The 24,197-nt window shown below is 71.8% G+C and carries 19 protein-coding genes and 1 pseudogene; 13 read left to right on the top strand and 7 right to left on the bottom strand.

What is annotated here, in order from left to right:
• Positions 1–45 precede the first annotated feature (45 nt).
• From ACSMXO_RS16125 to ACSMXO_RS16110, 4 genes are all read right to left on the bottom strand, one after another.
• Positions 46–2,271: a dipeptide ABC transporter ATP-binding protein gene (locus ACSMXO_RS16125; protein ID WP_455418352.1), complete on the bottom strand. Its 2,226-nt coding sequence runs from the start codon at positions 2,269–2,271 to the stop codon at positions 46–48.
• 14 nt (positions 2,272–2,285) lie between these two features.
• Positions 2,286–3,200, bottom strand: coding sequence for an ABC transporter permease (locus ACSMXO_RS16120; protein ID WP_455419251.1), 915 nt, complete (start codon positions 3,198–3,200; stop codon positions 2,286–2,288).
• Between the two features lie 5 nt (positions 3,201–3,205).
• A complete protein-coding gene (locus ACSMXO_RS16115; RefSeq protein ID WP_346256644.1) occupies positions 3,206–4,165 on the bottom strand; it encodes an ABC transporter permease in 960 nt (319 codons plus the stop codon).
• Between the two features lie 79 nt (positions 4,166–4,244).
• A complete protein-coding gene (locus tag ACSMXO_RS16110; RefSeq protein WP_455418351.1) occupies positions 4,245–6,050 on the bottom strand; it encodes a peptide ABC transporter substrate-binding protein in 1,806 nt (601 codons plus the stop codon).
• A gap of 268 nt (positions 6,051–6,318) precedes the next feature.
• On the opposite strand from ACSMXO_RS16110, the gene ACSMXO_RS16105 reads away from it, so the two are divergent.
• The 5 genes from ACSMXO_RS16105 (at position 6,319) to ACSMXO_RS16085 (ending at position 12,049) form a co-directional block, all read left to right on the top strand.
• On the top strand, positions 6,319–7,467 hold the full coding sequence (locus ACSMXO_RS16105) for an ROK family transcriptional regulator (RefSeq protein WP_455418350.1): 1,149 nt from the start codon (positions 6,319–6,321) through the stop codon (positions 7,465–7,467).
• 12 nt (positions 7,468–7,479) lie between these two features.
• The gene (locus ACSMXO_RS16100) at positions 7,480–8,949 is read left to right on the top strand and encodes a M81 family metallopeptidase (protein WP_455418349.1); all 1,470 of its coding nucleotides are present in this window, start codon (positions 7,480–7,482) and stop codon (positions 8,947–8,949) included.
• Positions 8,949–9,956, top strand: a complete 1,008-nt coding sequence (locus ACSMXO_RS16095) for an ROK family protein (RefSeq protein WP_455419250.1) — start codon at positions 8,949–8,951, stop codon at positions 9,954–9,956. Before ACSMXO_RS16100 ends, ACSMXO_RS16095 begins: the two co-directional genes overlap by 1 nt.
• A 167-nt stretch (positions 9,957–10,123) precedes the next feature.
• Positions 10,124–10,936 carry an SAM-dependent methyltransferase gene (locus tag ACSMXO_RS16090; protein ID WP_346256640.1) on the top strand — a complete coding sequence of 271 codons (813 nt, stop codon included), beginning with the start codon at positions 10,124–10,126 and terminating at the stop codon, positions 10,934–10,936.
• Between the two features lie 216 nt (positions 10,937–11,152).
• Entirely contained in the window at positions 11,153–12,049 is an 897-nt protein-coding gene (locus ACSMXO_RS16085) for a nucleoside hydrolase (protein WP_455418348.1), read from the top strand.
• Between the two features lie 39 nt (positions 12,050–12,088).
• Here ACSMXO_RS16085 and ACSMXO_RS16080 read toward each other — a convergent pair.
• Together ACSMXO_RS16080 and ACSMXO_RS16075 are read right to left on the bottom strand one after the other, a co-directional pair.
• A pseudogene (locus ACSMXO_RS16080) lies at positions 12,089–12,364 on the bottom strand (ThuA domain-containing protein); the annotation flags it as partial.
• Positions 12,361–13,539, bottom strand: a complete 1,179-nt coding sequence (locus tag ACSMXO_RS16075; protein ID WP_455418347.1) for an endo-1,4-beta-xylanase — start codon at positions 13,537–13,539, stop codon at positions 12,361–12,363. The pseudogene ACSMXO_RS16080 and the gene ACSMXO_RS16075, both read right to left, overlap by 4 nt.
• A gap of 193 nt (positions 13,540–13,732) precedes the next feature.
• Here ACSMXO_RS16075 and ACSMXO_RS16070 point away from each other — a divergent pair, with 193 nt between their 5' ends.
• From ACSMXO_RS16070 to ACSMXO_RS16050, 5 genes are all read left to right on the top strand, one after another.
• Positions 13,733–14,821: a Gfo/Idh/MocA family protein gene (locus ACSMXO_RS16070; RefSeq protein ID WP_455418346.1), complete on the top strand. Its 1,089-nt coding sequence runs from the start codon at positions 13,733–13,735 to the stop codon at positions 14,819–14,821.
• 156 nt (positions 14,822–14,977) lie between these two features.
• Entirely contained in the window at positions 14,978–15,715 is a 738-nt protein-coding gene (locus ACSMXO_RS16065; RefSeq protein ID WP_455418345.1) for a phytanoyl-CoA dioxygenase family protein, read from the top strand.
• Complete coding sequence (locus ACSMXO_RS16060; RefSeq protein WP_455418344.1) at positions 15,712–16,632, top strand: sugar phosphate isomerase/epimerase family protein; 921 nt, start codon at positions 15,712–15,714, stop codon at positions 16,630–16,632. The genes ACSMXO_RS16065 and ACSMXO_RS16060 overlap by 4 nt, the downstream gene beginning before the upstream one ends.
• A 59-nt stretch (positions 16,633–16,691) precedes the next feature.
• On the top strand, positions 16,692–18,812 hold the full coding sequence (locus ACSMXO_RS16055) for a hypothetical protein (RefSeq protein WP_455418343.1): 2,121 nt from the start codon (positions 16,692–16,694) through the stop codon (positions 18,810–18,812).
• 16 nt (positions 18,813–18,828) lie between these two features.
• Positions 18,829–19,776 carry a zinc-binding dehydrogenase gene (locus ACSMXO_RS16050; RefSeq protein WP_455418342.1) on the top strand — a complete coding sequence of 316 codons (948 nt, stop codon included), beginning with the start codon at positions 18,829–18,831 and terminating at the stop codon, positions 19,774–19,776.
• A gap of 3 nt (positions 19,777–19,779) precedes the next feature.
• Here ACSMXO_RS16050 and ACSMXO_RS16045 read toward each other — a convergent pair whose 3' ends face one another.
• The gene (locus ACSMXO_RS16045) at positions 19,780–20,817 is read right to left on the bottom strand and encodes a LacI family DNA-binding transcriptional regulator (RefSeq protein ID WP_346256632.1); all 1,038 of its coding nucleotides are present in this window, start codon (positions 20,815–20,817) and stop codon (positions 19,780–19,782) included.
• A gap of 89 nt (positions 20,818–20,906) precedes the next feature.
• Here ACSMXO_RS16045 and ACSMXO_RS16040 point away from each other — a divergent pair, with 89 nt between their 5' ends.
• From ACSMXO_RS16040 to ACSMXO_RS16030, 3 genes are all read left to right on the top strand, one after another.
• Positions 20,907–21,809, top strand: coding sequence for an AraC family transcriptional regulator (locus tag ACSMXO_RS16040; RefSeq protein ID WP_455418341.1), 903 nt, complete (start codon positions 20,907–20,909; stop codon positions 21,807–21,809).
• 168 nt (positions 21,810–21,977) lie between these two features.
• Positions 21,978–23,297, top strand: coding sequence for an ABC transporter substrate-binding protein (locus tag ACSMXO_RS16035; RefSeq protein WP_455418340.1), 1,320 nt, complete (start codon positions 21,978–21,980; stop codon positions 23,295–23,297).
• A complete protein-coding gene (locus ACSMXO_RS16030; RefSeq protein WP_455418339.1) occupies positions 23,294–24,187 on the top strand; it encodes a carbohydrate ABC transporter permease in 894 nt (297 codons plus the stop codon). The genes ACSMXO_RS16035 and ACSMXO_RS16030 overlap by 4 nt, the downstream gene beginning before the upstream one ends.
• Positions 24,188–24,197 lie beyond the last annotated feature (10 nt).

Here is a 24,197-nt window from a genome sequence, read left to right as displayed (position 1 = left end):
CGGGCACCGCCGACCCGGCCACGCCGACCAGCTCGGGGTGGCTCGCTATCCGGCCGCGCCCGCCCCGGCGGTCGCCGCGCTCGACTCCGGGCGCAGCGGGAAGTGGCACGCCACCTGGTGAACGCCGCCGGTCAACGGCGGTTCCGTCCGGCAGATCTCGGCCGCGATCGGGCAGCGGGTGCGGAACCGGCATCCGGTGGGCGGGTTGACCGCGCTCGGCAGCTCACCCTGGATCCTCATGCTCCCCCGGTCCGCGGCGGCATCGGGGCTGGCGGACGGGACCGCGTCGATCAGCGCCTGGGTGTACGGGTGCCGGGCGGACCGGACCACGCTGTGCGCCGGACCGACCTCGACCAGCTTGCCCAGGTACATCACCCCGATCCGGTCCGACATGTAGTCGACGACGGAGAGGTCGTGGCTGATGAAGACGTACGCCAGGCCGAGTTCGCGTTGCAGGTCCCGCATCAGGTTGAGCACCTGCGCCTGGATCGACACGTCCAGCGCGCTGACCGGCTCGTCCCCGACGATCAGCCGGGGTTGCAGGGCCAGCGACCGGGCCAGCCCGATCCGCTGCAACTGGCCACCGGAGAACTCGTGCGGATAGCGTTCCAGCACCCGTCGGGAGAGCCCCACCTGGTCGAGCAGGGTGGCGATCCGGGCCCGCCGGGCCGCCCCGTCGCCCACCTGCTGGATCTCCAACGGCTCGGCGAGGATGGCGTCGACCCGCATCCGCGGGTTCATCGCCGCGTAGCTGTCCTGGAACATCAACTGGACCTGCCGGTGCATCCGGCGGCGTTCCCGCCGGTCCAGGCTCGCGATGTCGGTACCGTCCAGCACGACCTGCCCGGCGGTCGGCCGCTCCAGCCCGACCACCAGGCGGCCCACGGTCGACTTGCCGCACCCGGACTCGCCGACCAGCCCGAACGTCTCGCCCGGCTGGACGTCCAGTGACACCCCGGCGACCGCGCTCACCCGCCCGGCGGCGCGGCGGAACAGCCCGCCACCGTTCGCCGGGTAGTCCTTGACCAGCTCGCGGATCGACAGGATCGGTGCCGGTGCTGCCGACCGGGACTCCGTTGTCCCGGCCGGCCCGGCCGGACGCGGCGCCGGTGCCGGTGCACCCGTCCGGGGCTCGGCCGCCACGGCCGACGTACCCGCCTCGCCAGGGCCGGCGTTCGGCGGCGTCGCGGGGCTGACGGCGGTCGGCGTCCCGGCGGTGGTGGCAGCGGGCGCCCCGGGCGCCGGGGCTGACGACACGGTCACCGGGTGCAGGCAGGCGTACTGGTGCGGCCCGGCGGTCAGGGCGACCTCGCTGCTCCGGCAGTCGTCGGTCGCGTACCGGCAGCGGGGCGCGAACCGGCAGCCGGTCAGCGGCCGGGACAGGTCCGGCGGCAGCCCGGGGATGCTGTAAAGCCGGGCGTCCGGCTCCCGGGTCGCCGACTCCGGCAGCGCCTCCATCAGCGCCTCGGTGTAGCGGTGCCGGGGCGACCGGAACAGTTCGCCGGTGCTGGCGGTCTCGACCACCCGGCCGGCGTACATCACCGCGACCCGGTCGGCCCGGCCGGCGATCACGCCCAGGTCGTGGGTGACCAGCACGACCGCCATCCCGAACTCTTCCCGCAGGTCGTCGATGAGTTCGAGGATCTGCCGCTGGGTGGTCACGTCGAGCGCGGTCGTCGGCTCGTCCGCGATCAGCAGCCGGGGCGAGCAGACCAGCGCCATCGCGATGGCGACCCGCTGCCGCATCCCGCCGGAGAGTTCGTGCGGATAGTTGTCGACCACCTTGTCCGGGCGGGGCATCCCGACCCGGCGGAGGATGTCGATCGCCTGCTCCCGGGCCTGCGCCTTGCCGACCCCCTGGTGCACCCGCAGCGGTTCGGCGACCTGGGTGCCGATCCGCATCGTCGGGTTCAGCGAGGTCAACGGGTCCTGGAAGACCATGCCCATCCGGACGCCACGGATCCGGCGTACCTCCTCCGGTGGCAGCGACCGCAGGTCGCGGCCCTCGAAGAGGATCTCTCCGCCGACCACCTCGCCACCCGACGGCAGCAGGCCCATCACCGACAGCGCGGTCATCGTCTTGCCGCTGCCCGACTCGCCCACGATGCCGAGGGTCTCCCCCGGCCGGACCTCCAGGCTGACGTCGTCCAGGGCGTGCACCGTGCCGCGTCGCAGCGCGATGTCGGTACGCAGGTGCCGCAGTTCCAGCAGCGATCCGGACCGGCCGGACACCTGCCCGGTCCCGGCGGTCGAGTTGATCGGTGCGCTCATTTCCCCTACTCCCCCTACCGGCGCCGGAGGCGGACCTCGAAGGCGTCCCTCAGCCCGTCGCCCATGAAGTTGAAGGCGAGCACGATGAGGATGATGGCGATTCCGGGCGGATACAGCAGCCACCAGTGGCCGCTGTAGGTGTCCGCGAGCCCGTCGGAGAGCATCCCGCCCCAGTTCGCGGCCGGCGGCGGGACACCGAGGCCGAGGAAGGACAGGTAGGCGACGTAGAGGATCGCGTCGGCAACCTGGAAGGTCGCGTTCACGATCACCGTGCCGATGGCGTTCGGCACGATGTGCCGGCGTACCGCACGGCCGCCGGTGCCGCCCATCGCCCGCATCGCCTGGACGTACTCCCGGGAGCGCAGGCTCAGCGCCTCGCCCCGGACCAGCCGGGCCGGGCCGAGCCAGGCGAAGGCGCCGATGATGAGGATCAGCATCGGCACGCTCGGCGTGACGATCGCGGCCAGCAGCATGAAGAGGAAGAGCGACGGGATCGACATCATCGCGTCGACCACCCGCATCATCGCGGCGTCCACCCAGCCGCCGGCGAAACCGGCGACCGCGCCCCAGACCGTGCCGAGGAAGGTGGCGAGGATCCCCGCCGCCAGCCCGACCACGATCGAGGTCTGGCCGCCGAGCATCAACCGGCCGAGCTGGTCGTAGCCGACCCCGTCGGTGCCGAGCGGGTGCCCGGCGCCGGGCGCCAGGTGCACCTGCGTGAGGTCGGTGTGCACCTGGTCGGTGTGGTAGAAGAACGGCCCGAGGAAGCAGACCCCGGCGAGCAGCACGAACAGGCCGAGGCCGACCAGGGCGAGCCGGTTCTCGCAGAAGACCGCGACTCCCTGCCGCCACAGGCCGCGTACCGGGGCGTCGTCGGGGGCGGCCGGTTGCGGTGCGCGTACCGGGCCGGTGGCGGACAGCTCGGTCAGGGTGGTCACGAGGTGCTCCCCCGGAGTCGTACCCGCGGGTCCACCGCGGCGTAGAGCAGGTCGGCGATCAGCGCGCCGAGCACCGTCGCCACCGAGATGATCAGGGTGACCCCGAGCAGGATCGGGAAGTCACGCTTGAGCGCCGCCTGCCAGAACAGGTGCCCCATGCCGGGGAAGTTGAACAGCGACTCCACCACCAGGGCCCCGCTGAACAGCGCCGGCAGGTACATGCCGAGCAGGGTGATGACCGGGAAGAGTCCGTTGCGCAGGGTGTGCCGCAGCACCACCCGCCGCTCGGAGAGACCCTTGCTGCGGGCCGTCCGGACGTAGTTCTCGTTGAGGTTGTCGACCATCGAGGAGCGGACGTAGCGCGAGTAGACCGCGATGGTGACGATCGCCAGGGTGACGGTGGGCAGTACCAGCCCGGCCGGGTCGGCCAGCACCTCGCCGACGGTGAAGCCCTGCGGCGCCTCCGGCGGCAGGATCGGCCAGAGCTGCGAGAATCCGATGATCAGCATCAGCCCCATGAAGAAGATCGGGGTGGCGTACGCCAGCAGCGACAGCGAGGTGATGGTGTAGTCCGGCCAGCGGTTGCGGCGTACCGCCTGGATCACCCCGAGCGGGATGGCCAGCACGATCGCCAGCAGGGTGGAGAGCAGCGACAGCACCATGGTCTTGGGCAGCCGCTGGCTGACCGCCTCGGTGACCGACTGGTTGAGCTGGAACGAGTAGCCGAGATCGCCGTGCAGCAGGCGCTGTACGTACATGCCGTACTGCTGGATCCAGGGCCGGTCGTAGCCCATCTCGTGGTTGAAGGCCGCCAACTGCTCCAGCGTCGCCTCCTTGCCCAGCGTCGCCCGGGCGGCGCCGCCGGGGAGCAGGTGCAGCAGAACGAACGCGATCACAGTGACGAGTACGACGACGATGAGAGCCTGGCCCAGGCGCGTGACGAGGTACCGGACCACGGGCGGATCCTCCCCGATCGGGGGCTCCGGCGGCGCTCGCGAGGGCGCCGCCGGAGCCGGGACGGTCAGTTTCTGCCGACTACTTCCAGGACCAGTCCTGGAAGTACATGTTGTTCATCGGGTCCTGCGGTTCGACGCCCTGCAACCCGGACTTGTACGCCGAGATCTGGAACACCGGGTTCGGCATCCAGAGCACCGGCAGGTCCTTGGCCAGGAACTCGTTGTACGCCTTCAGTGCGGTGTCGTCGCCGGAGAACTGGGTGGCCTCGATGAGCTGGTCGGCCTGGGTGTTGCTGTAGCTGCCCAGGTTGACCGGCGCATCGGTGGCGAAGAGCCGCTCGCCGCTGGCGAAGGCCGGGTAGTACCAGCTGCCCTGGGAGCCGAAGAAGGACATGTCCCACGAGCAGGTCGCCTCGGTCGGCTTGCAGGCCGGGGTGACCGCGACCGAGTCCGGCACCTCCTTGATGGTCAGCTCGATGCCGAGCTTGGCCATCTGCGACTTGATTTCGGCGAACATCTTGGTGGTGGCGGCGAACCCGCTCTGGCTGGTGACGGTGAAGGCCAGCGGGGTGCCGGCGGCGATGCCCGCGCCGCACTGGTTCGCCCCGGCGCCCGCGCTCTGGCAGGTGGTCTGCCCGTCCGGCGTCACCTTCCAACCGTGGGTCTCCAGTAGTTCCTTCGCTTTGTTCGGGTCGAAGGAGTAGACGCAGCCGTTCTCGGCGGAGCCGGCGGTGCCCGGCTTGGGCGGTACCGGACCGCAGGTGGGCTCGGCCATGCCGGACCAGATGACCTTGTTGATGGTCGGCTGGTCGATCAGCATCTGCATCGCCTGGCGCAGGTAGTCCTGCTTGAACAGCACGCCCGTCTTCGGGTTGTTGAAGTTGAGCTGGAGGTAGGTGATGGACCAGCCGTACCAGGGTGCGATCGTGTAGTCCTTGGACTCCAGGTACGACTTCTGGGACAGGTTGGCCGCCGGCACGTATCCGTAGTCGATCTCACCGGCCCGGAGCACGTTGAACTCGGCGTCGTCGCTGGTGAACGGCCGCAGCACGATCTTCGACAGCTTCGGCTTGTCGGTACCGGAGTAGCTCGGCTGCGCGGCGAGCACGACCTCGCCGTTCGGGACGTACTTCTCCAGCTTCCACGGGCCGCTGTTGACCTTCCAGAGGTCGTTGCTCGCGTACGTCTTGGGGTCCTTCGACGCCGCCATCAGGAAGTCGAAGACCTTCTTCGCCCCTGCCGGGGTCTTGTCCAGGTCGCTCACGCTCGCGGTGGCGGAATCCTTGTCCCAGACGTGCTGCGGCATCGGGGTGATCCGGTTGAGCTGGTTCCCGACGAACCAGGCGGTGTTGTAGACCTGGGTGGTGGTGACCGAGAAGGTCTTCTCGTCCTTGATCGTCCAGGCGGCGATGTTGTCCGGGAAGCCGCCCTTGCGGTACGACGCCCACTTGTCCTTGTTCGCCGTGACGACGTTCCACCAGAAGTCGATGTCCCGGGTGGTGATCGGCTTCCCGTCGGACCAGGTGTTGTCCTTCAGCGTGATCGTCAGGGTCTTGCCGCCGTCGCTCACCTCCGGCGGGTTGGCCAGCGACCGCTCGGTGTCGATGTTGTACTTCGCCGTGCCGTCAAGCTTGTACTGGTAGAGCGGGCGGTACTGGGCGTTGCCGAAGATGGCGTTCTCGCCCTGGGTGAAGCCGGGGGCCGAGATGGGCAGGATCCAGTTCGGGGTCCGGAACGCGACGGTGGCGGTGTCCTTGCCCTGACTTCCGCCCTTCCCCGACGAACTGCTGTCGCCGCTACAGGCGGCGAGGCCCAACCCGAGGGCGAGCGCACTGGCCACGGCCACGGTGCCGCGGAGTGCGCCCCGGTGGAATCTGCTCCTCATGAGTCTCCTCGATCGATGTGCGCGTGCCCCGCGTCGCCGGGCGCGAGGGGCGTCGCGTCCAGCCGGTGCTTCCCGAGCGATCAATGCGGAGAATGTATAGGCGATTAAGTTTCTCGTCAACGAAATTAACCTACTTTCTTCGAGGACTTCTGTCAGGCTAGGATCAAAGCCGCCGAAGCCCGTCCGCTACCCTTCGCGGTGATCCCCCGTCCCCTACCTCCGGTAGCCGCAAGGGAACCCGGACGATCCGGCTGGAAGAAGGAGAGGTATGTCGGACCCGTCGATCTCCGCCACCCTGCGCGACCAGACGCTCAGCCTGCTGGCCAGCGGCGAGGCCACCTCCCGGGCCGACCTCGTCGAGGCGCTCCGGGTGGCGCCCTCGACCGTCACCGGGGTGGTGCGCCGGCTGCTCGACGAGGGCGCCATCCTGGAGGAGGGCGTCGGCCGCTCCACCGGCGGGCGACGGCCCCGGATCCTGCGGCTGCGAGGGCCCGAGGGGGTCCTCGCCGTCGCCGAGCTCGGCGCCCGGCACGCCCGGGTCGGCCTCTGCACCCCGGACGGCCGGCTACTCGCGGCCGAGGAGATCGGCATCGACATCGCCGCCGGCCCCGGCGAGGTCTTCGAGGTGGTCGGGGACGCCTTCACCCGGATCCGCGCCGCGACCGCCCCCGGACAGGCCCTGCTCGGGATCGGGGCCGCCATGCCCGGCCCGGTCGAGTTCCCCCGGGGCCGGCTGGTCGGGCCCGCCCGGATGCCGGGCTGGAGCGGCGTCGACGCCCAGGCCGAACTCGGGGCGCGGTTCGACGTGCCGGTGGTGGTCGACAACGACGCCAAGGCGGCGGCGATCGGCGAGTACGTCACCCGGGGCCGGGACACCGGCGACATGGTCTACGTGAAAGCGGGTACCGGCATCGGCGGCTGCCTGGTCAGCGGCGGCCAGATCTACCGGGGCGGCCGTGGACTCAGCGGCGACGTCACCCACGTACGGGTGGCCGACAGCGGCGAGCGGCAGTGCTCCTGCGGCAGCCGAGGCTGTCTGGAGACCGTCGCCAGCGGTGCCGCCCTCGCCGCCCAACTCGCCGAGCAGGGCCAGCCGATCACCACCACCCGGGACGTCATCGCCGCGGTCGTCAACGCCGAACCGGCCGCGGTGACGCTGGTCCGGCGGGCCGGCGGGCTGCTCGGGGTGGCCCTCTCCGGCCTGGTCAACTTCCTCAACCCCGACGCCGTGGTCATCGGCGGAGCCCTGTCCAGTCTGGACGTCTACGTCGCGGCGGCCCGGGGGATGCTCTACGAGCGGTGCCTGCCGTCGATGACCCAGTCCCTGTCCATCGAGGCCAGCGTCGCCGGCCCGGATGCCGGCCTGGTCGGCCTCGGGCATCTGGTCCGCGCCGTGGCCGACGCCCGACCCGCCTGAGGAGCTCCACCCGTGCACCGTCCCCTGCGGATCGCCATCGGCGGCATCCACATCGAGTCCAGCACCTTCTCGCCGCACCTGAGCACTGCCGACGACTTCGAGGTCACTCGGGGCGACGCGCTGCTGGCCCGCTACGCCTGGCTCTCCCCGGCCCGGCCGTGGGCCGCCGACGTCGAGTGGCTGCCGCTGGTGCACGCCCGGGCGCTGCCCGGCGGTGCGGTCGACGCGGCCAGCTACGACGCCTGGGCCGCCGAGATCGTCGACGGGCTCACCCGGCTCGGCCCGGTCGACGGGGTACTGCTGGACATCCACGGCGCGATGAGCGTGGTCGGCCGGACCGACGCCGAAGGCGACCTGGTCACCGCCATCCGGTCGGTGATCGGGCCGCAGCCGTACGTCTCGGCCGCGATGGATCTGCACGGCAACGTCTCGCCGGTGCTCTTCACCGGCTGCGACCTGCTCACCTGCTACCGCACCGCGCCGCACGTCGACGTCTGGGAAACCCGCGAGCGGGCGGCCCGCAACCTGGTCGAGGCGCTGCGCCGGGGGCAGCGCCCGCACAAGGCCCTGGTGCACGTGCCGATCCTGCTCCCCGGCGAGATGACCAGTACCCGGGTCGAGCCGGCCCGCGGGCTCTACGCCCGGATCCCCGAGATCGAGGCCCGGGACGGGATCGTCGACGCCGCGATCTGGATCGGGTTCGCCTGGGCCGACCAGCCCCGGTGCCGGGGCGCGGTGGTGGTCACCGGCACCGACGCCGAGGCGACGAGCCGGGCGGCCCGGGAACTCGGCGAGCACTTCTGGGCGGCCCGCGACGAGTTCGCCTTCGTCGCACCGACCGGCAGCCTGGACGAGTGCCTCGACACGGCACTGGTCGCGATCGGGGACCCGACCCGGCGCCCCTTCTTCGTCAGCGACTCCGGCGACAACCCGGGGGCCGGCGGCGCCGACGACGTCACCTACGCGCTGGCCCGGATGCTGGCCCGCCCGCAGATCCGGGACGGCGCGGTCCGCGCGGTGTACGCCTCGCTGGTCGACCCGGACGCCGTGGCCCAGATCGCCGACCAGCCGCTCGGCACCCCGGTCAGCGTCCCGGTCGGCGGCCGGATCGACACCCGCGACCCCGGTCCGGTACGCCTCGACGGCGTACTGGAGGCGGTCGCCGAGGACCCGGACGGCGGGCGGTGCGTCAGCGTACGGGTGGGTGGCCTCAGCGTCTTCGTCACCTCGCGGCGGATGCAGTACCGCCAACTGGCCTCGTACGCCCGGTTGGGCGTGACGGTGGACGACGTCGACCTGGTGGTGGTGAAGATCGGCTACCTCGAACCCGAACTCTTCGAGGCGGCCGGCGACTGGCTGCTGGCGCTGACCCCGGGCGGGGTCGACCAGGACATCGAGCGGCTGCCGTACCAGCGCCTGCTCCGGCCGGTGTTTCCGCTGGACCGCGACTTCGCCGCGGACCTCACAGTGGCGACCCGGTGATTCCGCCAGTCGTCAGCGCCCGGTCCGACGCCTCGCCTCCCGGGGACCCGTCCGCCGGTCGCTGCGTCCTCGCGGTCGACGTCGGCGGGACGACCATGAAGGGCGGCGTCTTCGACTCCGACGGCCAGCTGCGGCACTCGGTCGTGGTGCCGTCCCGGGCCGACGGCGACCCGGTCGGCGCGCTCCGGGACCTCTGCCGGCGGTTGCGCGACGCGGCCCTCGCCGGCGGCGCCACACCGGCCGGGATCGGAGTGGTCACCCCGGGCATCGTCGACGAGGCCGCCGGCCTGGTGCGGTACGCCTCGAACATCCGGTTCCGCGACGTACCGCTGCGCGCGCTCGTGCACGACGACCTGGGGCTGCCGGTGGCGATCGGGCACGACGCCCGGGCGGCCGGCGTCGCCGAGGCGGTGGCCGGGGCCGGCCGGGGGTTGGCCAACTTCGTGCTGCTGCCGCTCGGCACCGGCATCGCCGCCACGGTGGTGCTGCACGGCGAGCCGGTACCCGGCACTGCCTGGTCGGCCGGGGAGGTCGGGCACATGCCGGTGCACCCCGGCGGGGAGCCGTGCCCCTGTGGCCAGCGCGGCTGCCTGGAGGTGTACGCCTCGGCCGGCGGCCTGGCCCGGCGCTACGCCCAGCTCGGCGGCACCCCGGGGCTGGACAGCCGGGCCATCGCCGCGGCCGCCACGACCGATCCGCTGGCCGGCTCGGTGTGGGACACCGCGACCCACGCGCTGGGCATCGCGCTGGCCACCCTGACCCTGACCCTGGACCCGGCCCGGATCGTGCTCGGCGGTGGTCTGGCCGAGGCCGGTGCCCAACTCTTCGACCCGGTACGCGAGGCGCTGCGCGCGGCGTTGGCCTGGCGGACCGCGCCCGAGGTGGTGCCGTCCGCCTTCGGTGTCCAGGCCGCCCAGGTCGGCGCCGCCATCCTGGCCCGCCGCGCGGCCGGGCTGCCCGTACCGGACGGTTGGGCGGCGCCGGTCTCCGCACCCGTCGGCTCCTGAACCGCAGCCGGTCGTCCGGGGACACCAACGGGGGACAAGATCGACGGAACAGGCGCCGTGGCTCATAATCGGTGCGGTGCCGTACCCCGGCACCACGTCCGGCCCCGGGTCGGCCGCCTCGGCCACTCGAACCGACCCGACCGGTGAACCGACTCCTCGGAGGTACCGTGAGCGACACCAGTCCGGCCGCAAAGGTGGACACCAACGTGGCGCACCCCGCCCGCCGGTACAACTACTGGCTGGGCGGCAAGGACAACTTCGCCGCCGACCGGATCTCCGGCGACCAGGTCGCCGCCGTCTTCCCGACGGTCAAGCGGGCCGCGCAGGAGAACCGCAGGTTCCTGCGACGCACGGTCGGGTTCCTGGCCGGCGAGGTCGGCATCCGGCAGTTCCTCGACATCGGCACCGGGCTGCCGACCGCCGACAACACCCACGAGGTCGCCCAGCGGATCGCACCCGAGTCCCGGGTCGTCTACGTGGACAACGACCCGCTGGTGATGTCGCACGCCCGCGCCCTGCTGACCTCCTCGCCGGAGGGCCGCAGCGCCTACATCGAGCGGGACCTGCGGGAGCCGGAGTCGATCCTGGACGCCCCGGAACTGCACGCCGCCCTCGACCTGCGCCAGCCGGTCGGTTTGACGCTGGTCGCGATCCTGCACTTCGTCCGCGACTTCGAGGACCCGTACGGCGTGGTCGCCCGGCTCGTCGCCGCGCTGCCCTCCGGCAGTTACCTGGTGATGTCGCACGGCACCTACGACGGGCTGCCGGCGGAGACCGTCGCCAAACTGGAGGAGGCGAACGCGGCCACCGGCGGTCTGAGCCGGCCGCGTAGCCGGGACGAGTTCACCCGCTTCTTCAGCGGGCTCGACCTGGTCGACCCGGGGGTCGTGCCGATCGGGAACTGGCGACCGGAACCCGGCAGCGCCCCACCCGAGCCGGTCGACATCTGCATGTACGGCGCCGTCGCCCGGATCCCCTGAGCGCCCGGGCGCCGCGCCGCCGGCCGCCCCGCGATGGCTCCGGCAGCCGCCGGCACCGGTGCGGCGACCCCGCCACCGACGGCTCCGGCCACCCGGTCACCCCACCGCCACGCCGCCCGCCCCGACCACGCCGGTCCGGGCGCTGCCCCGGCCGGGCAACCCAGCCGTCACCGGCTCGACCCTGCGGTAACGGCCCGACGGGATGGATAATGGATCATGGCCGAACGAAGCCTCGTCCTGCTGGACACCGACATCGGCAACGACATCGACGATGCCGTCTGCCTCGCGTACCTGCTGGCGCAGCCGCGCTGCGACCTGCTCGGCATCACCACGGTCAGCGCCGAGCCGGAGTCCCGGGCGGCGCTGGCCAGCGTGCTGTGCCGGGTGGCCGGGCGCACCGTGCCGATCCTCCCCGGAGCGGCCGAGCCGCTGGCCAGCCCGCCGGTGCAGGGCCCGCCGCCGCAGGCCGCCGCGCTGGCCCGGTGGGAGCACGAGACCTCGTTTCCGACCGGAGCGGCGGTGGAGTTCCTCCGGCAGACGATCCGCGCCCATCCGGGTGAGGTGACCCTGCTGGCGATCGGCCCGCTGACGAACGTGGCCCTGCTCTTCGCGGTCGATCCGCAGGTCCCCGCGCTGCTGCGCTCGCTGGTGCTGATGGGCGGCGCCTTCACCTCCGTACCCGGCCCGGAGTGGAACATCCACTGCGACCCGTACGCCGCCGCCCGGGTCTACGCCACGCCGGTGGCGGTGCACCGCTCGGTCGGCCTCGACGTCACCACCCGGGTACGGATGGACGCCGGGGCGTTCCTGGAGCGCTGCGCCAACCCCCTGCTGCGGCCGGTGGCCGACATGGCCGCGTCCTGGTTCGCGGAGCGGCCGGAGGTCACCTTCCACGACCCACTGGCCGCAGCCACGCTCTTCGCACCATCGCTGTGCACCTTCGCACCGGGTCAGGTGACCGTCGCCCGCGACGGCGGCCCGGCGGCCGGGATCACCACCTTCCGCGGCACGGACGGCGGGGCTGCCGGGCCCGGCCCGCACGAGGTCGCCGTCGACGTACGCCCGCAGGCGGTCCTCGACCACTACTTCGAGGTCGTCGACGCCGCCGGTTGAGTTCTGGAGATAGCGGGTCGAGGAGCGGAACGAGTCGACGATCCCGCCGTGCCAGCCGGCGAACCCGGTGCCGGCTTCGACGGCGGCGACCAGCCCGGCGGTCTGCTCCTCGGTGGCGGTGCCCATGGTCCAGCACCGCACGACGAGGTCCACCCGCCGCATCCGTTCGGTGTCGGCGTAGACGTCCAGGTCGTCGCTGCACTCGACGGCGAAGCCCTGCTCGCGCAGGAACGGCACGAACCGGTCGGTGGCCTCGACCGGTCGGTGCCCCGCCCAGCCGCCGCGGACGACCAGGGCGCGGCGGTCGACGGTCACGCCGGTACCGTCCACAGTGGTTGGCGGCGGGGCGCGGCTGCCAGCTTGTCGGCGATGGCCCGGTACGCCGGCTTGGCCGCGAGTTCGTCGTCGTAGGCGAGCGGCCGGCGCGGCGCGCCGTCCTCGCGCGGATAGTCCTCCTCCAGCCAGGTGTACCGGTCGGTGAGCCCGAACGCCATCACCGCCTTCACCGCCTGGTGCGAGAGTGCCGCGTCGAGGTAGCGCCGGTAGACGTCGGCGACGGCCGCGTCCCGGACGGCGACGTCGGCGGGCAGGCCGTCGTCGAGTACGTCCAGTTCGGTGATCAGGATCTCCAGCCCCCGGTCGGCGACCTCGGAGAACCAGTTCAGGTAGGCGTTGGCCGCGAACCGGTCGGCGAACCGGTCGGCGAGCAGGTGCGCCTGCACCCCGAGCGCGTGCACCGGCACGCCGTCGGCGAGCAGCCTGTCGATGACCTGGAGCGTGGCCCGGCGCCGGGGACCGGGCTCGTCGCCGTACTCGTTGACGGTCTCGAAGCCGAACTCGTTGAGCACCAGTACCGCCGACGGGTCGGCGTCGTGCGCCACCTGGAACGCCTCGGCGACGTACGACGGCCCGATCGTCTCCCACCACGGCACGTCGGTGCGGAATCCGCGCTGCCCCTCCGGGCTGGTCACCTCGTTGGCCACGCTCCAGGCGTCGACCCGGCCACGGTAGCGCCGGACCACCGCCTCGGCGGTGCCGAGGAGCAGTTCGCGGGCCTGCTGCTCGGCCATGCCCCACAGGTCGTCGGAGGTCCATCCCTCGCCGAAACCCTCGTCCCAGACCAGGTGTGCGCCGAAGACCCGCATCCGCTGGCTCTCGGCGTACCCGATGATCTGGTCGGCGTAGCTGAAGTCGAGTTCGGCGGTCGGGGTGGGCTTGAGCCGGTACCAGAGCAGGTCGTCCTCGGTGAAGAGCAGGGTCGCCTCCCGGCCGACCAGGTCCAGATAGTCGGTATCGGGCATGTGCCAGGTCGCCAGCGAGGTGCCGAAGGCGAGGCCGTTCGGCTTGGCGAGCTTCCACAGTGGCGGGCGGGCTGCGCGGTTGTGGCCGGCGGTGGCCGGGCCGGCCACCCCGAGGGCACCACTGGCCAGGCCGGCGGCTCCGGCCGCACCGAGGATCAGGGATCGCCGGGACAGGCGCGTGTCGTTCATGGGGATTGCCTCCTCGCAGGGACGGTGCTACGGGAGTCGCAAAACGATTTGTTCGCCGTGTGGCAGGGAGCCTACGACCGGCCCGCACCGGCGGCAAGAGACCGGCCCCGGAGCTGTTGCCCGGCTCGATTCGGACCGGTTACGCTGCCCGCGACCCGTAGCCAAACGTTTTGCATGACGGAAGGGGTCCCGCGTGAGTCGGCTTTCCCTGGGGGTGATCGGGCTGGGCGAGGTGGCCCAGGTCGTCCACCTCCCGGTCCTGCGCTCGCTCCCCGAGCTCTACGACGTCACCGCCGTCTGCGACATCTCCCCCGGCCTGCTCGACCGGGTCGGCGGTGGATACGGCGTACCGCACCGGCACGCCGACGTCACCGAGATGCTCGACCGCAACGAGCTGGACTGCGTACTCGTGCTCAACAGCGACGAGTACCACGCCGAGGCGGTGGTCGCGGCGCTCGACCGGGGCGTGCACGTGCTGGTGGAGAAGCCGATGTGCCTCAGCCCGCGCGAGGCCGAACAGATCATCGCGGCCCGGGACCGGTCCGGCGCCACGGTGATGGTGGGCTACATGCGGCGGTTCGCCCCCGCGTTCGTCGAGGCGACCCGCCGGATCGGCGAGCTGGGCCCGATCAACTACGCCCGGGTGCACGACATCATCGGGCGCAACCAACTGATCATCGACCAGACGGTGCTGGTGGACCGGCCCACCGACGTGCCCCGGTCGGCCGTCGAGGCGCGCTGGGCCAGGGGGCGGGCCCTGGTCGCGGACGCGCTGGGCGAGGTGCCCGACGTGCTCGCCGGGGCATACCGGCTGCTCTGCGGGCTGGGCAGCCACGACCTGTCGGCGATGCGGGAACTTCTCGGCCGGCCGCGCGGGGTGGCCGCCGCCCGGCAGTGGCGGGACGGCCGGTTCCTGGCCGCGCTGCTGGAGTACGACGACTTCCTGGTCACCTACGAGACCGGCGTCGACGAGCAGCTCCGGTTCGACGCGCACATCGAGGTGTACGGCGAGCACGCCTGTATGCGGGTGCAGTACGACACCCCGTACGTGCGGCATTTCCCCACCACCCTGGTGCTGGAGGAGACCCGGGGCGACGGACTGCACCGGTCGGTGTCGCGCCCGCACCTGAAGGACCCCTACACGCACGAGCTGGAGTACTTCCACGAGGTCGTCACCAAGGGCGGTGACCCGAAGACCGGACCGGAGGACTTCGTCGAGGATCTGGAGCTGTTCGCCGAGCTGATCCGGGTGATGGCGACCCAGCCCGGTACCCGGACGTAAGCGAAGCCGAAGATAGGTCGAGTCCCGCCGGGGATAGTCGCCGCGCCGGCGCCGGCGGCTCGCCTAGCGTCGGATCCGACGAGATCACCGTCGACGGCGGCGGCCCCGGACCGCTCGCCACCGCCGGCGGCGGCCACGGCTATCAGGAGGTGTGCGGTGCTGACCCCGCAGGACGTCGACTTCTACCGGACGAACGGCTACTACCTCAACCGCGACCAGCTCTTCTCCGCCGAGAAGCTGGACGCGCTGGAACGGATCTTCACCGAGCACCTCGCCGACAAGGGCGACAAGCTCTCCGACGAGCTGGACACCCCACACTTCCGCGACCCCCGACTGCTGGACTTCCTGCTCGCCGACGAGGTGCTCGACCTGGTCGAGCCGCTGGTCGGGCCGGACATCGCGCTCTGGACCAGCCACTTCATCTCCAAGGACCCGCTGGTCGGCCGGGCCACGCCCTGGCACGAGGACAGCGCCTACTGGAACGGCCGGCTCAGCGAGTACGACCGGATCGTCACCGTCTGGCTCGCGCTCGGCCCGAGCAACCGGGAGAACGGCTGCATGCGGGTCATCCCGGGCAGTCACGACGGTGGCGGCTTCTCCGAGTACGTGCCGACCGACAAGACGGTGCAGACCTTCCACGCCGAGATCCCCGGGGTGGACGAGAGCCGGGCGGTCTACTTCGAGCTGGAGCGCGGGCAGTGCTCGCTGCACGACGGCCGGATCATCCACGGCGCCCGGCCGAACACCAGCGACGTCCGCCGGACCGGCTACACCATGCGATACTTCCCGGCCTCGGTGAAGGTGCTGCCGGTGCCGGAGAACGAGGGCTGGCAGATCTGGCTGGCCCGGGGCCGGGACAGCGCCGGCAACAGCTACCAGCCGGACCCGCGGTGAAGCTCGGGCTGCTCACCGCCTGCCTGCCCGGCGAACCGCTCGACGCGATCGCCGGGTGGGCGGCCGGGCACGGCTACCAGGGGCTGGAGGTGGCCGCCTGGCCCCGGGAGCCCGACCGGCCGTGGCAGGCGAGCCACCTCGACGTCGACCGCTTCGACGCCGCCGAGGCGGAGCGGGTCCGCGCCCTGCTGGCCGGGCACGGGCTCAGCGTCTCGGCGGTGGCCTACTACGAGAACAACCTGCACGGCGACCCGGTCACCCGGGACCGGATCCACCGGCACCTGCGCCGCTGCGTGGACGCCGCCGCGCTGCTCGGCTGCGAGCACGTCGGCACCTTCGTCGGCCGGGACGTCACCCGCACGGTGACCGAGAACCTGCGGCTCGGCGAGGAGATCCTGCCGCCCCTGGTGGCGTACGCGGCGGACCGGGGCGTACGGCTGGTCGTGGAGAACTGCCCGATGGAGGGCTGGCACCCGGACGGCTACCCGGCGAACCTGGCGTACTCGCCGGAGCTGTGGGACTGGCTGGGCGGGCTCGGCCTCTTCCTCAACTTCGACCCGTCCCACCTGGTCTGGCTGGGCATCGACCCGGTCGCGGCGCTGACCGGGCACCTCGACCTGGTCCGGCACGTACAGGCGAAGGACGTGCAGGTCGACGCCGCCGCCCGGAACCGGTTCGGGGTCTTCGGCCAGCTCGTCGGGAAACCGTCGCCGTGGACCAGCGGCTGGTGGCGCTACCGGGTCCCCGGCCTCGGCGAGGTGGACTGGCGCCGGCTGGTCGACGTCCTCTACGAGGGTGGATACCCAGGCTTCGTCTCGGTGGAGCACGAGGACCCGGTCTGGTCCGGCTCGCCGGAGCGGGTCCGGCAGGGCCTGGTGATCGCCGAACGCACCCTCGGCCCGCTGCTCGTCGCCTGACCCGCCGACCGTATCCATCCACCCACCCCACCGCCCCCACCGCGCAAGGAGCCCGAGGCATGCAACGTGGCGTGTACTTCGACGCCTGGTTCCCCCGACAGCACTGCTACCACCCGAGCCTGCCGCCCCGGCGGCTCCGCATGATCGACGACCTGGTCGACTACCGGGCCACCACCCTGGTCTGGGCCTCCCTCGGCGGCGGCTCGATCTCGCTGCCCTACCTGGAACAGGAGGCGTTCGGCCCGGTCGACGCCCGGGCCCGGTTCTACGGCTTCGTCAACGACAGCGAGTTCATCGCCGCCGCCCAGGCCCGGGGCATCAAGGTCTTCGGGATCGTCTTCGAGGCGCAGGGCTGGGAGTTCCCGGTCGAACTCTCCGCCGAGGAGGACGAGGTCCTCGCCCTCAACGAGCTGCGCGGGGTCGGGCACCGGGACTGGCTCGGGCTGCGGGAGTTCGGCCAGAACCGCTACCCGTTGCTCTGGAAGCCGGTCGAGCACTACTTCCCGGGCGGCCTGGTCAACAGCGACGGCGAGCCGGTCACCGACCTGATCGAGGAGTGCTGCGCCCGGGACATCCGGCAGACCGCCCTGCACGCCCGCTGGGTCGAGTGCCCGGACCGCGAGCACCAGTGCTTCTACATGGACCGGAACAACCCGGTCTGGCGGGAGTACCTCAAGGCGGTCATCCGGATCCAGATCGACGCGGGCGTGGACGGCGTACAGCTCGACGAGACGGAGCTGCCGCTCGGCTCGCTCCAGTACGGCGGCTGCTTCTGCAAGGACTGCATGAAGGGCTTCCGGGCGTACCTCTCCGGGCTGCCGCCGGAGGAACGCGACCCGCTGCTCGACGGGGTCGACCTGGCGACCTTCCACTACGGCGACTGGCTGCTGGAGCGCGGCTACGACTTCACCGACCGGCACGACGCGACACCGCTGTTCGGGGCGTACTACCGGTACCAGTGCGACGCGATCCGCCGGCACTTCGCCGAACTGGCCGCGCACGCCCGGCAGTACGCGGCGGGCAAGGGGCGGGAGGTGCTGGTCTCCGGCAACTTCTTCAACATGGACCCGCAGTACCTCGGACTCGCCGACGACGTCGACGTGATCGTCACCGAGATGCGCAACACCACCCACCGGCAGCCGGAGTGGTACCGCTACGTCGCCGGCTTCGCCGGGGACAAGGACGTCATCGTGGTGGAGAACCCGTACGGCGGGGTGGTGCCCGAGCTGGTCGAGCTGCTCAAGAACGGCCGGGGGCACGACCTGCTGCGGCTGTCCTGCTACGAGGCGGCGGCGTTCGGGGTGAACATGGCGGTACCGTACGGCTCCTGGCTGGGTGCCACCATCGAGGACTCCTTCTACGCCCCGCACGAGGTGGCGGCCGAGATCCAGGGGTTCCTCGCCGACCACGAGCGGCTCTTCGCCCGGCGCAGCCGCAACGAGGTGGCGGTGGTCTACAGCGTGGAGAGCAACCGGGACCTGGTCGCCCGGGCGGACATCGGCGACAACCTGCGCAACGCCCGGGACGAGAGCGTACGGGTGCCGTACCGGGAGGTGACCTCGGCGCTGGCCGGCGCCGCCGTACCCTTCGACGTGCTGCTCTTCCCCGACGACCGCACGGCGCCGGACCGGATCACCGCCGACGACCTGCGGCGCTACCCCACGGTGCTGCTACCGGCCTGCACCCACCTGACCCCGGCCCAGGTGGCGGCGCTGCGCGGCTATCTGGACGGCGGCGGCCGGCTGGTCCGGATCGGCGGGCTCGGCGAGAACCTCGGCGACGCCGACCGGTCGGCGCTGCTCGGCCACCCGGGGCTGACCGGGTCCGGGCCGGCGGACCTGGCGACGCTGCTGCCGCACGGCCGGCAGGTCGAACTTCGCGCGCCCGGCGGCACGGCCACGGTCGCGGCGAACATCGCCGGGCTGGCGGACGGGTCGGCCGCCGTGCACCTGGTGAACTACGACTACCGGGCCGACGACGACCGGGTACGCCCGGTCATCGACCTCGACCTGCGGGTACGGCTGCCGGAACGGCTGCCGGCGGCCACCGCGTACGGCTGCGACGGCACGGTCACCGCGCTGGACGTACGGGTCGACGGCGGCGGCTTCCATGCGGTGCGGCTCGACGCGCTCGGCCCGTACGCCGTCGTGGTCTTCACGGCCGGCCGGGCAGCAGGTTGAGGAGAGGGGTGCGGGGATGCGGATAGCGGTGCTGACCGGTCCGGAGCGGTTCGAGATCGCCGAGGTGCCGCCGCCGGAGATCGGCCCGGACGAGGTGCTGGTGCGGGTCGCGGCCAGCGGGGTCTGCGCGTCGGAACTCGCCGCCTGGGGCGGCGACCCGCCGGTCGAGTACCCCCGGCACCTCGGCCACGAGGTGAGCGGCACCGTCGCCGCGGTCGGCGCCGAGGTCGACTCGTTCGCCGTCGGTGACCCGGTCGGGGTCTGGGTCACCTCGCACGGCTTCGCCGAGTACGTGGCCGCCAAGGCCGCGCACTGCCGACCGGCCGGCGACGTACCGCTCGACGAGGTGCTGGCCGAGCCGCTGGCCTGCGCGGTCAACGCGGTGGAGGAGGCCGACGTGCGGCTCGGCGACGACGTCGTGCTGATCGGTGCCGGCTTCATGGGCAACCTGGTGCAGGCGCTGGTCCGGCTGCGCGGGGTCCGGCAGCTCGTGGTGGCCGACACCCGGCCGGACGCGCTGGACCGGGCCCGGGCGCTCGGCGCGACCCGGGTGGTGGACGTCCGGCACGAGTCCCTGGCCGAGGTGGTCGGCGAACTGACCGGCGGGCGGGGCGCCGACCTGACGTTCGAGTGCACCGGCGGGCAGGCGGCGCTGGACGCGGTCGGCGAGGTGACCCGGATGAGCGGCCGGATCGTGCTGGTCGGCTTCCACCAGGGCCGGCCGCGCCAGATCAACCTGGCGCACTGGAACTGGATGGCCTTCGGCATCGTCAACGCGCACTACCGGGACGTCGGCACCATCATGCGCGGCATGACCGTCGGCATGCGGCTGCTGGTCTCCGGGGCAGTGTCGCTGCGCACCCTGGTCACGCACCGGTTTCCGCTGGCGGAGGTGGACGCCGCCTTCCGGGCCGCCCGGGACAAGCCGCCGGGCTTCGCGAAGGCGACGGTGACCTTCGACTGACCGTCAGGCGGAGCGCCGGACCACCAGCGGGCAGGGCAGCACGATGGTGCGGCCCTCCCCGGTGTACTCGCCGGTCATCCGGCTGAGCAGCAGTTCCCCGGCGCTCTGCCCGGTCTGGTACGCCGGGTTGCGCACGGTGGTGAGCGGCGGGTTGACGATGGTGGCCGCGTCCACGTCGTCGAACCCGACGACGGCGACGTCGTCCGGCACCGCCAGGTCCCGCTCGTGTGCGGCATCGATGGCGCCGATCGCGGTCAGGTCGTTGGCGCAGAACACCGCGTCCGGACGGCGCTCGGGCGGCAGCGCCAGCAGCCGGTGCATCGCGGCCCGGCCACCCGGCCGGGTCCAGTCGCCCCGCACCATCAGCTCCGGCTCGACCGCGAGCCCGTGCTCGCGCAGGGCCCGCCGGTATCCCTCGTCGCGCGCCGAGCCGGTCGCCTCCGGCCCCTCGATCATGCCGATCCGGCGGGCGCCCCGCCGGATCAGGTGGCTGACGGCGGCGTGCGAACCGACCCCGTCGTCCGGGGTGACCAGGTCGACGTGCGGGTCGTCGTCGAGGGCGCCGCCGACGCAGACGGCGGGGATGCCGAGGCCGGCCGGACCGGTCCGCAGCTCGGCGGTGACGTCGCCGGCCGCCATCACCACCCCGTCCACCCCCCGGTCGAGCACGTCGGCCAGGAAGGCGTCCTCCCGTTCCGGTACGCCGTCGGTGTTGCAGACGTAGCTGCCGTAGCCGGCCCCGTCGACCGCGTCGGCGAGCCCCCGGGTGAGCACCGCGTAGAACGGGTTGGTGATGTCCGGTACGACCACCGCGACCATCCGGGACCGCCGGGTACGCAGGCTGCGCGCCACGTTGTTGGGGCGGTAGCCGAGCTGCCGGATGACCGCGCGGACGGTCTCCTGGGTGGCCTCGGCGACCCAGCGCTTTCCGGAGAGCACGTGGGAGACGGTGGTCGGGCTCACCCCGGCCAGCTTCGCCACCTGCACCAGGGTCACCCGGGTCTCGTCGGGCCCGGGTGCCGGCGGGCGTGTCTCGGACATCGACCTCGCCCTCTCGCGTCGTTGACCGCTGCGGTGTCGGTCCGTACGGTAGCAAAACGTTTTCCTGCGCGGCCGGACGGAGGAACCCGATGACCCGACTCCTCGACCGGTACATGATCGACGGGCTGGTCGCCGACGGGCTGGTGGCGGGCGGTTCCGGGGTGCGGGTGATGCGCCCCGAGTTGCGGGACGTACCGGCGCACTGGCACGACTACTACGAGCTCGGCTACGTCCTGGACGGCACCGCCCGGCACGTTGTCAACGGGCTGCCCCGGCCACTCCGGCCGGGCGGCGTCTTCCTGCTCACCCCGACCGACTTCCACGAGCTACACGTCACCTCGGAGACGCCGCTGACCTGCTACAACGTCGTCGTCGAGCCGGATGTCGCGGAGCGGTGGCTGGATCGTGCCGTGCCGGCCCCGCCCGGCGTCGCCGGCTCGCCCTGGCTCACCGACGACCCGTCCTTCGGCCCCGACTTCGACCGGCTCTGGCGGGAGTCGTCCGGCCGGCGCCCCGGCGCGGCGGCGCTGGCCGATGCCGTGCTCGGCTGCATCCTGATCGAACTCGCCCGGCGCTGCGCGGACCCGGTCCCGGCGGGGACGGAGGCGCCGGCCGGGCCACGCGGCGGCGCGGATCCGGCCGGCGGCGACATCCGGCGGGCGGTGCAGTACATCGAGCGGCGGTTTCGCGAGCCGCTGACCCTGGCCGAGGTGGCGGCGTACGTGCACCTGTCGCCGAACTACTTCAGCGAGCGGTTCGGCCAGGTGGTCGGCACGTCGTTCCAGAGCTATCTCCAGGCCCGGCGGCTGCGCTTCGCCCGGTCGCTGCTCGCCTCGACGAGCCTCGGGGTGACCGAGATCTGCCACGCGGCGGGCTTCAACAGCCCCTCGCACTTCGGGCGCGCGTACCGGCGGCGGTTCGGCGCGGCGCCGTCCGCCGGTCGTACCCCGGATCCGTCCCCTGAGGAGCCGGCGGCGTCCGGGCCGGGCTGACCGCGGCCAGGTGAACCGCTGATTACCAGGCTGTTGCGTTTGTTACCCAAGATCTCTTGACATCGCCGGCCGGGCGGATGACCCTAGCCGCAGCATGCCAAACGTTTTGCACCTAGGTACAGCCGTGACCCCACGACATTGGCGGCAACGACATAGGGAGCTGATCCGATGAAGCATCGCTCGCCCCGCAGATTCCTCGCGGTGGTCGCGGCGGCCACCACCGCCGCCTCGGCCCTGGTCGGCTGTTCCACCGGCGGCTCGTCCTCCACCGAGCACGGTGCCGGTGAGGGACCCGTCCCCGAGCCGACCGCGCCGGTCACCATCTCGTTCGCCTCCTGGGTCGGCGAGCAGCCGGAGATGAAGAAACTGGTCCAGCAGTTCCAGACCGAGCATCCCAACATCAAGATCGAACTACAGAACGTACCCGCCGAGGAGGCGAACGAGAAGCTGACCGCGCAGGTCGCCGGGGGCAACCCGCCGGACGTGGCCTTCATCGACGCCAGCACCACGGCCAACTTCGCCTCGCGCAAGGCCCTGGTCAACCTCGACAACTACCTGCGCCGCAGCGAGATCGTGAAGGCCGACGCCTACGTGCCGGCGTTCAAGACCTTCACGACCTACGAGGGCAGCATGTACGGGCTGCCCTTCGACGGCGAGTCGACCGCGCTCTTCTACCGGACCGACCTGTTCGCCGCCGCCAACCTGACCGGCCCGCCCACCACCTGGGAGCAGTACGAGGCGGCGGCGAAGGCGCTCACCGACCCGGCGAAGCGGACCTACGGCCACGCGATGTTCGCCAGCTCCCCGGAGGCGGCGTACTACTGGTACCCCTGGCTGTGGCAGAACGGCGGCAAGCTGCTCTCCGACGACGGCAAGGAGGTGCTGTTCAACAAGGCCGAGGGCAAGCGGGCCGCCGAGTACTACGTCAACCTGGCGAAGTACGCGCCCAAGGACTACCTCAACTCCAACTCGTACGACGGCCGCCAGGCGTTCGCCAACGGCCAGGTCGGGATGTACGTCGCGGGCTCGTGGTTCGCCGGCACCCTCGCCGACGAGTTCCCGGCGATCGACGGCAAGTGGGCCACGGCGCCGCTGCCGCAGGGCTCGGCCGGCTGCGGCACCACGATCGCCGGTGACGCGCTGGTCATCTTCAGCCAGAGCGAGCAGACCGACGCCGCCTGGAAGTTCATCGAATTCCTCTCCAAGCCGGAGAACGTCGCCCAGTGGACCTACAAGTCCGAGGACGGCACCACCCTCCCGCCGATCACCAGCCTGCTGGACTCCCCCGACCTGGTGAAGACCAAGCCGGTGCTGGAGGGCTTCGCCGCCGCCATGAAGTGCGGGGTCAGCAACGTGTTCGCCAACCCCGACTGGCCGAAGATCGAGGAAGCCCTCAACGAGCAGCTCGCCAAGGCGATCTACGGCGAGCAGACGGCCGCCCAGGCACTGGACGCGGCCGCGGCGGAGGCCGAAAAGATCATCCGATGAGCGTACGCGGCAAGCTCCGGCGGGCCTGGCGGGAGCGGTCGGCGTACGCCTTCCTGGCCCCCGGACTGATCCTCTTCTCGGTCTTCACCGTCTTCGCGCTCGGCTTCGCGTTCTACCTGACGTTCCGGGAGTGGAACATCCTGGAGCCGGAGAAGCCCTTCGTCGGGCTACAGAACTACCGCGACATGGTGCAGGACGAGGACTTCCGCCGGTCGATCATCAACACCGCCTACTTCACCGGTGCCTCGGTGCCACTCGGCATGGCCGTCGGGCTGGGCGTCGCCCTGCTGCTCAACCAGCCGATCCGGGGTCGCGGCCTGCTGCGTACCCTCTACTTCCTGCCCAACATCACCCCGTTCGTGGTGGCGGCCATCGTCTGGAAGTGGCTCTACAACGGTGACTTCGGCCCGATCAACTTCTACCTGCTGAAGACCCACCTGATCAGCGAGCCGCTGGTCTGGCTGTCGGACAAGGACCTGGCGATGCCGGCCGTGGTGCTGATGAGCGTCTGGGCCAGCGTCGGCTTCTCGATGGTGGTCTACCTGGCGGCGTTGCAGGCCATCCCGACCCAGCTCTACGAGTCGGCCCGGATCGACGGCGCCGGCCCGTGGGCCCGGTTCCGCTACGTGACGCTGCCGATGCTGGCCCCCTCGACCCTCTTCCTGATGGTGATGGGGATCATCGGCTCGTTCCAGGTGTTCACCCAGATCTACATCATGACCGGCGGCGGCCCGGTCAACCGGACCACCACGATGGTCTATTACATCTACGAGGCCGCCTTCAAGTTCTATGAGATGGGGTACGCCAGCACGCTCGCGTACGGGCTGTTCGTACTCCTGCTGGTCTTCACGGCGATCCAGCTCCGGCTGTACCGGAAGGCGGACCTGTGAGCGACCCGAA

The sequence above is a fragment of the Plantactinospora sp. DSM 117369 genome (assembly GCF_053764795.1).
This window is presented reverse-complemented; position numbering and strand designations above follow the sequence as displayed.

Bases quoted from the DNA above. Each gene is read 5' to 3' on its own strand.
- ACSMXO_RS16125 (WP_455418352.1), bottom strand. From the start codon at position 2,271: ATGAGCGCACCGATCAACTCGACCGCCGGGACCGGGCAGGTGTCCGGC.
- ACSMXO_RS16110 (WP_455418351.1), bottom strand. From the start codon at position 6,050: ATGAGGAGCAGATTCCACCGGGGCGCACTCCGCGGCACCGTGGCCGTG.
- ACSMXO_RS16105 (WP_455418350.1), top strand. From the start codon at position 6,319: ATGTCGGACCCGTCGATCTCCGCCACCCTGCGCGACCAGACGCTCAGC.
- ACSMXO_RS16085 (WP_455418348.1), top strand. From the start codon at position 11,153: ATGGCCGAACGAAGCCTCGTCCTGCTGGACACCGACATCGGCAACGAC.
- ACSMXO_RS16075 (WP_455418347.1), bottom strand. From the start codon at position 13,539: ATGAACGACACGCGCCTGTCCCGGCGATCCCTGATCCTCGGTGCGGCC.
- ACSMXO_RS16055 (WP_455418343.1), top strand. From the start codon at position 16,692: ATGCAACGTGGCGTGTACTTCGACGCCTGGTTCCCCCGACAGCACTGC.
- ACSMXO_RS16050 (WP_455418342.1), top strand. From the start codon at position 18,829: ATGCGGATAGCGGTGCTGACCGGTCCGGAGCGGTTCGAGATCGCCGAG.
- ACSMXO_RS16045 (WP_346256632.1), bottom strand. From the start codon at position 20,817: ATGTCCGAGACACGCCCGCCGGCACCCGGGCCCGACGAGACCCGGGTG.
- ACSMXO_RS16040 (WP_455418341.1), top strand. From the start codon at position 20,907: ATGACCCGACTCCTCGACCGGTACATGATCGACGGGCTGGTCGCCGAC.
- ACSMXO_RS16035 (WP_455418340.1), top strand. From the start codon at position 21,978: ATGAAGCATCGCTCGCCCCGCAGATTCCTCGCGGTGGTCGCGGCGGCC.
- ACSMXO_RS16030 (WP_455418339.1), top strand. From the start codon at position 23,294: ATGAGCGTACGCGGCAAGCTCCGGCGGGCCTGGCGGGAGCGGTCGGCG.